The 982-nt window shown below is 56.9% G+C and carries 1 pseudogene; it reads left to right on the forward strand.

Going from position 1 to position 982, the window contains the following annotated elements:
• Positions 1-96: 96 nt before the first annotated feature.
• Positions 97-982: pseudogene (locus tag QD357_RS32525) on the forward strand (DUF3732 domain-containing protein); the annotation flags it as partial.

Raw genomic sequence — 982 nt, forward strand, 5'->3', positions numbered from 1 at the left:
CTTAAAGGGCTTCGCGTCGGCAGCTGACAAGGTTGGCTATTGGTTCTCGAAACTCGGTCTGGCGCAGGTTGCCTCCACACTCAGGGTGGATTTCTAATGTATTTTCAACTGCGCAAGCTCATCCTTTGGCCGCGACACGATGCCGAACCTCGCATTGTCGAGTTTCATCCGGGAGTCGTGAACGTCATCAGCGGCGCCTCGAAAACCGGCAAGTCCGCTGTGATCCCCATTATCGATTACTGCCTTGCATCCGATAAGTGCGCCATTCCCGTCGGAGTMATCCGAGAAAACTGTGGTTGGTTTGGCGTTCTTATCGATACGGTCGAAGGGCAGAAGCTGCTCGCGCGTCGAGAACCCGGCGATAAGCAGAGCACCAGCGACATGGTGATGATCGAGGCGGCCGAGATCGAGATTCCGAGGCGGATCGAGGACAAAGGCACTACAACTCAAGTCGTTAAAGCCACGCTTAACCGGCTTGCGGGGCTGACCAACCTCGATTTCGAACCGGAGGCAGATTCGAACTTCAAGTCTCGGCCGAGCTTCCGCGACCTTATGGCTTTCACCTTCCAGCCGCAAAATATYGTGGCCAATCCAGACGTGATGTTTTTCAAGGCCGACACGACCGAGCATCGTGAGAAKCTCAAGACCATCTTTCCCTACATCCTGCAGGCAGTGACAGCGGACGTCCTGCAGGCCCGGTCTGAGCTGGACCGCTTAACTCGCATCTTGCGCCGACGCGAKAACGATCTGAGGGCTCTGGTGTCCGCCGCCAACGCATGGCGAATGGAGGCACAATCATGGCTTCGGCAGGCCGTMGAATTCGGTCTGTTGCAGCCTGATCAGATCATCCCGACTGACTGGTCGGAAATCGTMGATTTGCTCCGCAGCGTCGTTGAGGCCAACGGGGACGCCGCACATCCAACACTTGCAGGTGTAGACACTGCGCTTGATCGGCTTCAAGCGCTGCGAGCCGAGGAGACCT

This window comes from Rhizobium sp. BR 317 (assembly GCF_047445835.1).
GTDB lineage: Bacteria > Pseudomonadota > Alphaproteobacteria > Rhizobiales > Rhizobiaceae > Rhizobium > Rhizobium paranaense.